Annotated in this window: 11 protein-coding genes; 7 read left to right on the forward strand and 4 right to left on the reverse strand. The window is 73.0% G+C overall.

What is annotated here, in order from left to right:
* Positions 1 to 200: 200 nt before the first annotated feature.
* The 3 genes from D455_RS0126195 to D455_RS0126205 all read left to right on the forward strand — a co-directional run bounded on the left by D455_RS0126195 (position 201) and on the right by D455_RS0126205 (position 4,285).
* Positions 201 to 1,370 carry an MFS transporter gene (locus D455_RS0126195; protein WP_040685140.1) on the forward strand — a complete coding sequence of 390 codons (1,170 nt, stop codon included), beginning with the start codon at positions 201 to 203 and terminating at the stop codon, positions 1,368 to 1,370.
* Positions 1,371 to 1,798: 428 nt separating this feature from the next.
* Positions 1,799 to 3,298: a SulP family inorganic anion transporter gene (locus D455_RS0126200; protein WP_017573630.1), complete on the forward strand. Its 1,500-nt coding sequence runs from the start codon at positions 1,799 to 1,801 to the stop codon at positions 3,296 to 3,298.
* 267 nt (positions 3,299 to 3,565) lie between these two features.
* On the forward strand, positions 3,566 to 4,285 hold the full coding sequence (locus D455_RS0126205) for a polyamine aminopropyltransferase (protein WP_017573631.1): 720 nt from the start codon (positions 3,566 to 3,568) through the stop codon (positions 4,283 to 4,285).
* Positions 4,286 to 4,378: 93 nt separating this feature from the next.
* On the opposite strand, the gene D455_RS31725 is transcribed toward D455_RS0126205, so the two are convergent.
* A complete protein-coding gene (locus D455_RS31725; protein ID WP_017573632.1) occupies positions 4,379 to 4,933 on the reverse strand; it encodes a class I SAM-dependent methyltransferase in 555 nt (184 codons plus the stop codon).
* 500 nt (positions 4,934 to 5,433) lie between these two features.
* On the opposite strand from D455_RS31725, the gene rpsR reads away from it, so the two are divergent.
* From rpsR to D455_RS0126230, 4 genes are all read left to right on the forward strand, one after another.
* Positions 5,434 to 5,691, forward strand: coding sequence for a 30S ribosomal protein S18 (gene rpsR, locus D455_RS0126215; protein ID WP_017573634.1), 258 nt, complete (start codon positions 5,434 to 5,436; stop codon positions 5,689 to 5,691).
* A 41-nt stretch (positions 5,692 to 5,732) separates the two neighbouring features.
* Complete coding sequence (rpmB, locus tag D455_RS0126220) at positions 5,733 to 5,969, forward strand: 50S ribosomal protein L28 (RefSeq protein WP_017573635.1); 237 nt, start codon at positions 5,733 to 5,735, stop codon at positions 5,967 to 5,969.
* A 1-nt stretch (position 5,970) separates the two neighbouring features.
* Positions 5,971 to 6,276 (forward strand): 30S ribosomal protein S14, encoded by a 306-nt coding sequence (rpsN, locus tag D455_RS0126225; protein ID WP_017573636.1) that lies wholly within the window; start codon positions 5,971 to 5,973, stop codon positions 6,274 to 6,276.
* A gap of 261 nt (positions 6,277 to 6,537) precedes the next feature.
* Positions 6,538 to 7,278 carry a class I SAM-dependent methyltransferase gene (locus D455_RS0126230; RefSeq protein WP_017573637.1) on the forward strand — a complete coding sequence of 247 codons (741 nt, stop codon included), beginning with the start codon at positions 6,538 to 6,540 and terminating at the stop codon, positions 7,276 to 7,278.
* Positions 7,279 to 7,334: 56 nt separating this feature from the next.
* Here D455_RS0126230 and D455_RS0126235 read toward each other — a convergent pair whose 3' ends face one another.
* The 3 genes from D455_RS0126235 to D455_RS0126245 form a co-directional block, all read right to left on the reverse strand.
* A complete protein-coding gene (locus D455_RS0126235) occupies positions 7,335 to 8,747 on the reverse strand; it encodes an ABC transporter ATP-binding protein (RefSeq protein WP_017573638.1) in 1,413 nt (470 codons plus the stop codon).
* Positions 8,740 to 9,564, reverse strand: coding sequence for an ABC transporter permease (locus tag D455_RS0126240; RefSeq protein ID WP_017573639.1), 825 nt, complete (start codon positions 9,562 to 9,564; stop codon positions 8,740 to 8,742). The genes D455_RS0126235 and D455_RS0126240 overlap by 8 nt, the downstream gene beginning before the upstream one ends.
* The coding region (locus D455_RS0126245) for an ABC transporter permease subunit (protein WP_017573640.1) at positions 9,561 to 10,200 on the reverse strand (640 nt) is incomplete at its 5' end. The genes D455_RS0126240 and D455_RS0126245, both read right to left, overlap by 4 nt.

A 10,200-nucleotide genomic window follows, 5' to 3' on the forward strand; every position in this document is an offset into this window, starting at 1 on the left:
TCATGGAGCCCCTGCTCGCCGGAGGCGTCGAGGAAGCATACTGATCCCCCCGCCTGCTCCCGTCCCCGTGGGTGCGCGCGGTACCGCCATGCGGCCCCGCGCGTGAACACCGGACCGCCCCCGTCCTCCGAGGAGTCGCGCTGTCCTCCGCCCCGTCCACCACCGACACCTCCGCCCCGCGCGGGTCCGCGCCCAGGATCGTGGCGGCGTCCGCACTGGTCCTGGCCCTGAGCGGCCCGGGACAGACCGCCGGTATCTCCGTCTTCGTCGACCACGTCATCGCCGACCTGGAGGTCAGCCGCTCCGCCGTCTCCCTCGCCTACATGGCCGGGACCCTGTCCGGCGCGCTCGCGCTCCCCTGGATCGGCCGTGCGGTGGACCGCTTCGGGGTCCGGAGGGTTCTCGCGCTGGTGGCGCTCGGTTTCGGCGGCTTCCTCGTCCTGTTGGCCTGCGCGCGGGGACTCGTCGGGCTGACGGCCGGATTCGTCGGGGTACGCGCCCTGGGCCAGGGCGGCATGACGATGATCGCGACGACCGCCGTCGCGATCTCCGTGACCCGTAACCGGGGCACCCTGCTGGGGTTGACCAGCTCCCTCGGTGCGGCCGGGATCTCCCTGTTCCCCCTGCTCATCGAACGCGTGGTCACCGCTCTGGGCTGGCGGTACGCCTTCGTCGCGGAGGGTGCGTTGATCTGGGTGGTCGTGCTGCCCCTGGCCTGGTGGGGACTGCGCGGGGTCCGCCGGACGTCCCCGACGGCCGCAGGCTCCCCCACGGAACGGCGGGACGGCTCCGAGGAACCCGCGTGGCCGCTCCGGGCGATCATCCGCACCTCGATGTTCTGGGCGATGGCCGGAGCGATCGCGTGCAGCGGGCTGGTCTCCACCGCCGTGTTCTTCCACCAGATCTCCGTGCTCGGAGAGCAGGGGCTCACGCCGACGCAGGCCGCCGCCAACTTCCTGCCCCAGACCATCGCGGGCCTGGGCTCGGCTCTGCTGTTCGGGTCGGCCGCCGACCGGCTCTCCCCCAAGCTGCTGATGTGCGCGGCCATGGCGATGCACGCGCTGGCCCTGGTCTCCCCCGGTCTCGGCGCGCTGCTCTACGGCGCGGCACTGGGCGCGGCGGCCTCCGGGGCCCGGGCCGTGGAGAGCGCCGCGCTGCCCTTCTACTTCGGTACGGCGAGCCTGGGCACCCTGCGGGGGCTGACGCAGTCCGTCGCGGTCGCCTCCACCGCCGTGGGCCCCATCCTGCTGTCCCTGGCCCACGGGTGGGCGGGGTCCTACCGTCCGGGCGTCATGGGACTGGCACTGCTGTGCGCCCTCGTGGCGATCGCGGTGTGCTTCGCCCGCAGGCCCCGCCACCGCACCGTCTGACCACGTCGGCACCGCCTGGACCGCACGGGTGAACAGCGGGTGTGAACGTCCCAGGATCCCACCCAGAAAATCACTTTGGGTTATTGCCACGGAAACGCGGCTGTCACCTATGTCACGGCCTTGATCTGGATAAATCGCCGAAGAGCCTTTGTTGTGACAGTTGTCTCAGTCGCTCTATGTGACTCGAACCCTCACGTAAGGGTAAGTTCGTTCCAGGTCGTCTCCCGCACAAGAGCGTGAGAGGACCGCATTCCTCCCGGCCCGTCCCAGCGACACGGTCGGTCCGCGGCGACGACGCCGTGCCCGGGGCACCACGAGTGCCGCACCGGACCCTCCCAGGCGCGGGGACGCACCCGCGTGCGCTCCCCCGCGCCGCCGCCGTACGCCTGAACCAACCGCGGTCCTTGCTGTGGGCTGCCCGAAACCTGATGGGTTCCATGAATCTGCCCGTGAAGACCTCCCGGTCCCTGAAGTCCAGGATCCCGGCCGCCGCCCAACTGCGCGCCGACGTGCTGGCCGGACTGGTCGTCGCCCTGGCCCTGATCCCCGAGGCCATCGCCTTCTCCCTCATCGCCGGGGTCGATCCCCGCGTGGGGCTCTACGCCTCCTTCGTCATGGCCGTGTCCATCGCCTTCCTCGGTGGGCGCCCCGCGATGATCTCCGCCGCCACCGGCGCGATGGCCCTGGTCGTGGCGCCCCTGTCGATGGAGTACGGCGTCGACCACCTGCTCGCCGCCACCATCCTGGCCGGGCTCATCCAGGTCGTCCTGGGCCTGCTCGGGGTGGCCAAGCTGATGCGGTTCGTACCGCCCAGCGTCATGACCGGGTTCATCAACGCCCTGGCCATCCTCATCTTCATGGCCCAGCTGCCCTACCTGGAGGGCGTGGGCGTGCCGATCTACGTCATGGTCGCCGTCGGGCTGGCCATCGTCTTCGGCCTGCCCCGCCTGACCAAGGTGGTCCCCGCGCCCCTGGTGGCCATCGTCGTGCTCACCGCCGCCGCGCTGGCCCTGGGCATCCCGGCGCAGACGGTCGGGGACATGGGCGAACTGCCCGACACCGTGCCCGTGCCGCTGATCCCGGACGTGCCCCTCACCCTGGACACCCTGACGCTGATCGCGCCCTACTCCCTCACCCTGGCGCTGGTGGGGCTGATGGAGTCGCTGATGACCGCCAAGGTCGTCGACGACCAGACCGAGACGCCCTCCAACCACGCCCGCGAGGCCCGTGGCCAGGGCATCGCCAACGTCCTGACCGGGTTCTTCGGCGGCATGGCCGGGTGCGCGATGATCGGCCAGACCATGATCAACGTCAAGTCCGGCGCCCGCACGCGCGTCTCGACCTTCCTGGCGGGTGTGTTCCTGCTCATCCTGTGCGTGGCCCTGGGCGACCTGGTGGGCATGATCCCCATCGCCGCGCTGGTCGCGGTGATGTTCTTCGTGGCCATCGTGACCTTCGACTGGCACAGCATCGCCCCGGCCACCCTGAAGCGGATGCCCTGGAGCGAGACCCTGGTCATGGTCGTCACCGTCGCCGTGGTCGTGGCCACCCACAACCTGGCACTGGGCGTGATCGTCGGCGTGCTGGTGTCGATGGTCTCCTTCGCCCGCAAGGCCGCGGGCCAGACCGACATCACCAGCGTGCTCGACCCCGAGGGCGGCACCCGCGTCTACTCGGTCAACGGCGAGCTGTTCTTCGCCTCCACCAACGAACTGGTCGGCCGGTTCGACTACGCGGAGGAGGGGCTCAGGCGCGTGGTCATCGACATGTCCAACGCGCACGTGTGGGACTCCTCGGCCGTGGCCGCCCTCGACCACGTCTCCGAGCACTTCCGCCGCCACGGCGTGGAGGTCGAGATCACCGGACTCAACGAGCCCAGCGCGCATCTGCACAACGAACTGTCGGGCACCCTCGTCGGCGGACACTGATTCCGACCGCGCCCCGCGGCGGGGCCACCGGGACGTTTCCGGTGGCCCCGCCGTCGTGTGGGCCCACGCGCCCCACGGAAACCGCGAGCACGGCGGGCCACCGGGTTCCTACCCCTACGTTAGGGTCGAGCCGGGGCCAGCAGGAGCGCGTCGCCCGTGACGGTCCGTGCCGCCCGTCCGCGAACCCCGCCGTGGGACCTCCGTGGAGGTTGCGCGGTGAGAAGTGCCAGCAGCGGTCTCCGGCCGCACGAGGATCAGGAGAGAGCCATGAGTGCCCGTTTTCAGGAACTGGACTGGCGGGCGACACCGATGGGTGAACTCAGCCTCCGCCGTCGGCACGATCCCCTCTTCCGCAAGGAGGTCTACGAGATCAAGCTCGACGACGACTTCCTGATGTCGAGTCTGTTCACCGCGGCCGAGGTCGAGCTGGCTCGGCTGGCCCTGGCCGAACTGGGCGGAGCGGACGGCCTCCGCGTCGCCGTGGGGGGTCTGGGGCTGGGATACACGGCGCACACGGTGCTTGAGAACCCGAACGTCGGCGCTCTCGTCGTGGTGGAGGCGCTCGCCGAGGTCATCGACTGGCACCGTGAGGGGCTGATTCCCTCGGGTTCGGCCCTGGCCTCCGACCCCCGTTGCCGCCTGGAGCACGGGGACTTCTTCGCGTCGGTCGGCGCCGGGTCGGGACCGGCCCCGAGGATGGGTACGGAGCCGTTCCACGCCGTCATCGTCGACATCGACCACTCCCCGACCCACCTGCTCCACCCCAGTCACGCCGGCCTGTACACGACGGAAGGTCTGCGCCGCCTCTCGGAGCGCCTCCTGGCCCCGGGGGGTGTCTTCGCGCTGTGGTCCAACGACGCGCCCGACGAGGAGTTCACCGCCCTCCTGGCGGAGGTCTTCGCCGAGGCGCGTGCGGAGGTCGTCGACTTCCCCAACCCCCTCCAGGGCCGCGACGCGTCCAACACCGTCTACGTCGCGGTGTCGTGACCCACCGGAGGAACGTCCGCGACGACCACGGCATCCGTGTGGACACCCCCGAGGGGTGGGCGGCACCGACCAGGAAGGCCGTCCACCCGGCCCTCAACCCTCGGTTGGTTTGCGCCACACCGACACGTGTGGCCTGCTGGCGGAGGTGAAGGGCGCCTCGCCGAAGTCGGCCCACCGCCCCTCGGTGACCAGCCCCGCCAGCTGGGCCGTCAGGTCGGGTTCGGAGGGCCGGACGAAACGGTGCCGTGAGCGGAGGACCTCACCGGCCCCGCCGCCGAACCGGTGGTGGTGCGAGACCATGCGCCGTTCGGCCAGCTCGTAGGTGTCGAACCCCACCTGGTCCGGCCCGATGTGGAAGGGCCGTGCGTACTCCCCCGGCGGCAGGCGCTGGAGGTCGGGGACTCCGACCTCCACCACGAACCGCCCTCCCGGCAGCAGGTGGCGTGCGGCGTTGCGGAAGCACGCCACCCGCTCGTCCCGGGAGAGCAGACGGGTGATGGCGTTGTGGACCGCGTAGACGAGCCCGAACCTGCCGGGCGCCCGGCAGGTGGCCATGTCCCCGAGGGTGACGGTGACGGCGTCACCGCCCGGTTCGGCCCGCAGCCGCGCCGCCATGGCTTCGGACATCTCGATCCCGGACACGGGCACGCCCCGTGCGCTCAGGGGCAGCGCGACGCGGCCGGTACCGACCGCGAACTCCAGAGCCGGGTCACCACCGGCGCGGCGGGTCAGGAAGCCGAAGTCGGTTCGAGGACCTCGGGGGCGAACGCGGGGGCGAACGCCTCGTCGTAGTGCTGGGCCACCCGGGTGTTCCACACGTCGTCGTCCATGGCCTCACAGACTGTCCCCCTCGCCGCCTCGCGGGGCCAACGGTTTTCCTCCACGCCGCGTCGACTCGTGCTCCGGGCCCGGCTCCGGCCATCGTCCGGGACCTGGAGCCGCCACTCCCCCGGTGACCACGCGCAGCGACCGAAGGGGTGGGGTTCCGTCCTTCTCCCGAGCGTGTAGTCTCTTAGAAACGATAATCGTTTTCACTTTGGTCGAGGGTGAGGAGGGCACACGTGTGCCACGGCCCGGAGCCGCCGCCGGCAAAGGGCGGAACGGGCATGCGTCCCCGGCTCCCTCGCGGAGTTCCCAGAAAGGTGAGCATGCCTGCTTCAGCACAGCGTCCGGGAAAGCGCGGGTCCGCGCGGAAGTTCGCCAACCCCCTGGGGGACCTGGACCACGTCGACTACAAGGACACCGCCCTCCTGCGCAAGTTCATCTCCGAGAAGGGCAAGATCCGCAGCCGCAGGGTCACCCGGGTCACCGCACGCCAGCAGCGGCTCATCGCGGCGGCGGTCAAGAACGCGCGTGAGATGGCCCTGCTGCCCTATCCGTCCAACACCCCGACGACCCGGGCCTGACCAGGCCCGCTGAGGCCCCTCCCGACGAGAAAGGAACCATCGTGTCCCGCGTATGCCAGGTCACGGGCAAGGCGCCGTCCTTCGGAAACGCCGTCTCGCACTCGCACCGGCGCACCAGGCGCCGGTTCGACCCCAACATCCAGAGCAAGCGGTACTGGCTGCCCGGCGAAGGGCGCTTCGTCAGACTCAGGGTGAGCACGAAGGGCATGAAGATCATCGACGCGCGCGGTATCGAGCGCGTGGTCGCCGACATCCGCGCCCGCGGCGGGAAGGTCTGAGATGGCGAAGAAGAGCAGGATCGCCCGCAACGAGCAGCGCAGGGCCACCGTCGCCCGGTACGCCGAGCGCCGCGCCGAGCTCAAGCGCCTCATCAGGAACCCGAACACCGACGAGGACGTACGCGCCGCGGCCGTGGCCGAACTCCGCCGCCAGCCCCGGGACGCCAGCGCGACGCGGGTGCGCAACCGGGACTCCGTGGACGGTCGTCCGCGAGGGCACCTGCGCAGGTTCGGGCTGTCCCGCATCCGCTTCCGGGAGATGGCCCATCGCGGGGAGCTTCCGGGCGTCACCAAGTCGAGCTGGTGACCGGGAGGGCGGCGCGTCGGCGGCGTGACCGCCCCCGGCCCACCCGGCGGTGACGTGGCTCCGGTGGAGTCGTGGAGGACTGGAGCGCCTCAGCCGCCGTAGCCGCACGAACCCCCGTCCGTGAGGGGCGGGGCACCACCTCGCCCCTCACACCGGTGGACCTCCCACGGGAGCCCACCTCCGCCTTCGGCGGACGTACCGAAACGACGATCACTTCTGTCACGGCGCCCAGAGCGCGCCCCCTCGCCGAGGAGACGCACGATGCCCGAGTACGACGACCCCTACGCCCGCTCCGGACAGTACCTCGACATGATGATCGCCGGATGGTGGGACCACCACCGCGCGGCCCTCACCCAGGCCCTGGGCGATCTGCCCGCGGACTCCGGACCCGTCGTGGACGCCGGAGCCGGTGGAGGACACGGAACCCGCCTCATCGCGGAGACCCTGCCCGGGGCCCGCGTCCTGGCCGTCGAGCCCTCCCTCCCGCTGCGAACGGTACTGCTCTCCCGCGTCGCCGACGCCCCCGGCCTGCGCGACCGCGTGACCGTGGACGGCGACGACCTGCTCTCGGCACACCTGCCCGACCGCATCGGCGGCATGGTCATGGCCAACCTCCTCGGCCACTTCAGCCCGCACGAACGCGACCGCCTGTGGGAGGACCTGGCCCCGCGCCTGGCACCGGGAGCGTTCGTCCTGCTCAACCTCGCCGCCCCGCTACGCCCCCAACGGATCGAACGGACGCGGATGAGCGAGGTCGGTCTCGGGGAGCGCTCCTACGTCGGCTGGGCCGCCGCCGAGCCCAGCGGCCCCGAGCAGGTGAACTGGCACATGACCTACGAGGTCCACGAGGGGGACCGGGTCCTGTCCCGCGACGACGTCCACTACGACTGGTGGACGGTCACCGAGGACGCGCTGCGCGCCGAGACCTCCCCCCACCGCCTGCGGGTCCTGCCCCACGGCCCCGCCGAAGCCGGGCTGTACAAACTCCTCCCCGAGGCCTGAGGCCGCGGGCGCGCACCAAAGGCGCGGAGGGGCCGCGGAAGCCGGTCCCGGGCCGGTCAGGACACGGGGAGGTCTCCGGGCAGCAGTTCCCCGCGCCCGGGGTCCAGTGCGAGCACCCGGTCGGCCCGGGCCGCGACGTCGCGGTCGTGGGTGACCATGAGCACGGCGAGCCCGTGCTCCTCGCGCAGGGAGTCCAGCAGGTCCAGGACCGTGCGGGCGCTCGCCGCGTCCAGGGCCGAGGTCACCTCGTCCGCCAGCAGGAGCGCGGGACGCGCGGCCAGGGCACGGGCGATCGCGACCCTCTGGCGCTGGCCTCCGGAGAGCCGCCCGGGGTACTCCTCCGCGACGTGCTCGGACAGACCGACCCGGGCGAGGAGTTCGGGAACCAGGGCGCGGGCCCGGGCCCGCGTCTGCCCCAGGAGCACGCGCGCGGGGCGGGCCAGCGCCGTCCCCACCCGGTGGGCCGGGTTGAGCGCCCCCATCGGGTCCTGCCCGACGAACTGGACCGCGCGCAGGAACCGCCGGTCCCGGTCGCGCAGCCGCCTCGGCAGCGGCTCCCCGTCCAGGGCCAGGTCTCCGGAGACGGGCGGGCGCAGTCCGGCGACGGTGCGCAGCAGCGTGGACTTCCCGCTTCCGGAGGGGCCGAGGACCACGACGCACTCGCCTCGGCGCACCGACAGGTCGGTTCCGGTGATCAGCTCCCGCCCGCCGGGAGCGGTCACGCGCACGCCCCGGAGCCCGAGCACCTCGGCGCCGACGGACGCGCCGCGTACGGCGCGCTCCACGCCCCGGGCGCTCTCCCCTCGTTCCCCCAGGACGACGCGGTCGTCGGCCACGCGGTCGGCGAAGGCCCTGTCGTGGGTGACGACGACCGTGACCCGGCCGGGCCTCCCCCGCCGCCGCTCCACCACCTCCGCTACCAGGTCCACCGTCGCGGGGTCGAGTCCGCTGGTGGGCTCGTCCAGCACCAGCACGCGGGGATCGCCGACGACCGCGCGGGCCAGCGCCACGCGCTGGGCCTGGCCGCCCGAGAGCTGGTGCGGACGGCGCCGCCACACGGCGTCGGGGTCCAGGCCCAGGTCCGCGAGCACGCCGCGCACGGCCCCGCGCGCGTTCCGGGCCCCGGATCGGGGTAGGCCCTCCGCCACCAGCGCGGACACCGTGCGCAGGGGGTGCAGGTCCGAGGCCGGGTCCTGGCCGAGGATCCCCGTGTGGGCCAGCCGCCAGCGACGTGCCGGACCGCCGGCGGGGATCGGCGTCCCGTGCCAGCGGACCTCACCGCTCTCGCGGGCCAGTCCGGGCGGCAGCGCGTCGAGGGCGGCCAGGACCGCGCTCGTCTTGCCGCTGCCGGAGCCGCCCAGGACCGCCAGGATCCGTCCGTCCGGCACGTGCAGGTCCACCGGACCGACCACCGTGCGTCCCGACGGCCCCACCACCCGGATCCCCCGTGCTCCCAGCCCCTCAGGCATCGTGGTTCTCCTTCCTCATGGAACTCCGGTGTCGGGTCCGCACGCCGTCACGACGCGAGGAGAACTGGGCGGAGAGGGCGAGGACGACCGTGGTCACGCCCAGGGCGGTTGCCGGTGCGGCCACGGCCCAGGGGTTCATCGCCGCTCCTGCCATGTTCTCGCGGAGCATCAGCGCCCAGTCGGGTTCGGGCGGGGAGACCCCGAAGCCCAGCACGCCCAGGGCCGAGGCGACCTGGAGTGCCACCACCAGTCGCAGCCCCAGGTCGGCCGCGACCAGTCCGCGCGCGGCGGGCAGGACCTCCCTGGTCAGGACCGAGGCGGTGCGCTCGCCCCGGCACAGGGCGGCCTCCACGTACCCTGACTCGCGGATCGAGCGGACGGCGTCGCGGACCACGCGCAGGGTGAGCGGCGCCCCGCCGCAGACCGTGGCGACCACGACGGCCGCACGGCCGGGCAGCGCGACCGCCGCGACCAGCGCCAGCAGCAGGGAGGGGACGGCCAGCATCAGGTCGGCCGCCGCGGTGAGCGCCCGGTCAGCCGCTCCCCCGGCCCAACCCGCGACCAGACCGCCGACGACGCCGACGAGGGAGGCGCACACGGCGGCCGTGACCGAGACGGCCAGGAGCCGCCCTCCCCCGGCCAGCACACGCGACCACACGTCGCGGCCCAGGGCGTCGGTCCCCAGCGGGTGTTCCGGCACGGGTCCCCGCCAGGGGGCTCCGACGTGGGCCGTGGGGTCCAGGGGCGCCAGCCAGTGCCCCAGGGCCGCGGTGGCCAGCACCGCGGCGAGCAGGACGGAGAACAGTACGCGGGTCACGGTCTCCTCCCCCGGGGGTCGGCGGCGACCGCGATCGCGTCGGCCAGCAGCAGGCCCGCCAGGACGGTCGCCGCCGCGAACACCGCCGTGGCCTGGACCACGGGCAGGTCGCGCGAGGCGAGGGAGGACACCAGGAGGGAACCGATCCCCGGGTAGCCGAAGAGGGTCTCCACCACGGTCGCGGCGGCCACGAGCCCGCCCGCGCTGACGGCGAGGACGCGCGTGAGGGGGGCGAGCAGGAAGGGCAGCACGTCCACGGCGGCGATCCGCCAGGAGGCGTGCCCCCGGCGCCGGGAGTCGGCCACGTGGGGGCGCCGCAACGTGTCGGTCACCGCCCCGGCCAACAGACTCGCGCCGAAGAACGCGGTCGGCAGCGCCATGGACAGCACCGGAAGGACCAGCAGTTCGGGACTGTCCGTCGGCGGTCTGCCCGGGGGCAGCAGCGACACCGGCGGGACCAGGCCCAGACCCCCGGAGAGCAGCGCGGCCAGGCCGCTGGCCACCACGACCGTGGGCAGGGCGGCGGCGCCGGTCAGGATCGCGGTCGGCGTTCCCCCTCCCCCTCGGGCCGCGCCCGCCCACCATCCCAGGGCGAGCATGGCGGGCGCGGCGACCAGGAGCGCGCCTCCGACGAGC

Origin of the sequence: Nocardiopsis halotolerans DSM 44410 (genome assembly GCF_000341065.1) — a bacterium.
In the GTDB taxonomy this organism is placed as follows: Bacteria; Actinomycetota; Actinomycetes; order Streptosporangiales; family Streptosporangiaceae; genus Nocardiopsis; species Nocardiopsis halotolerans.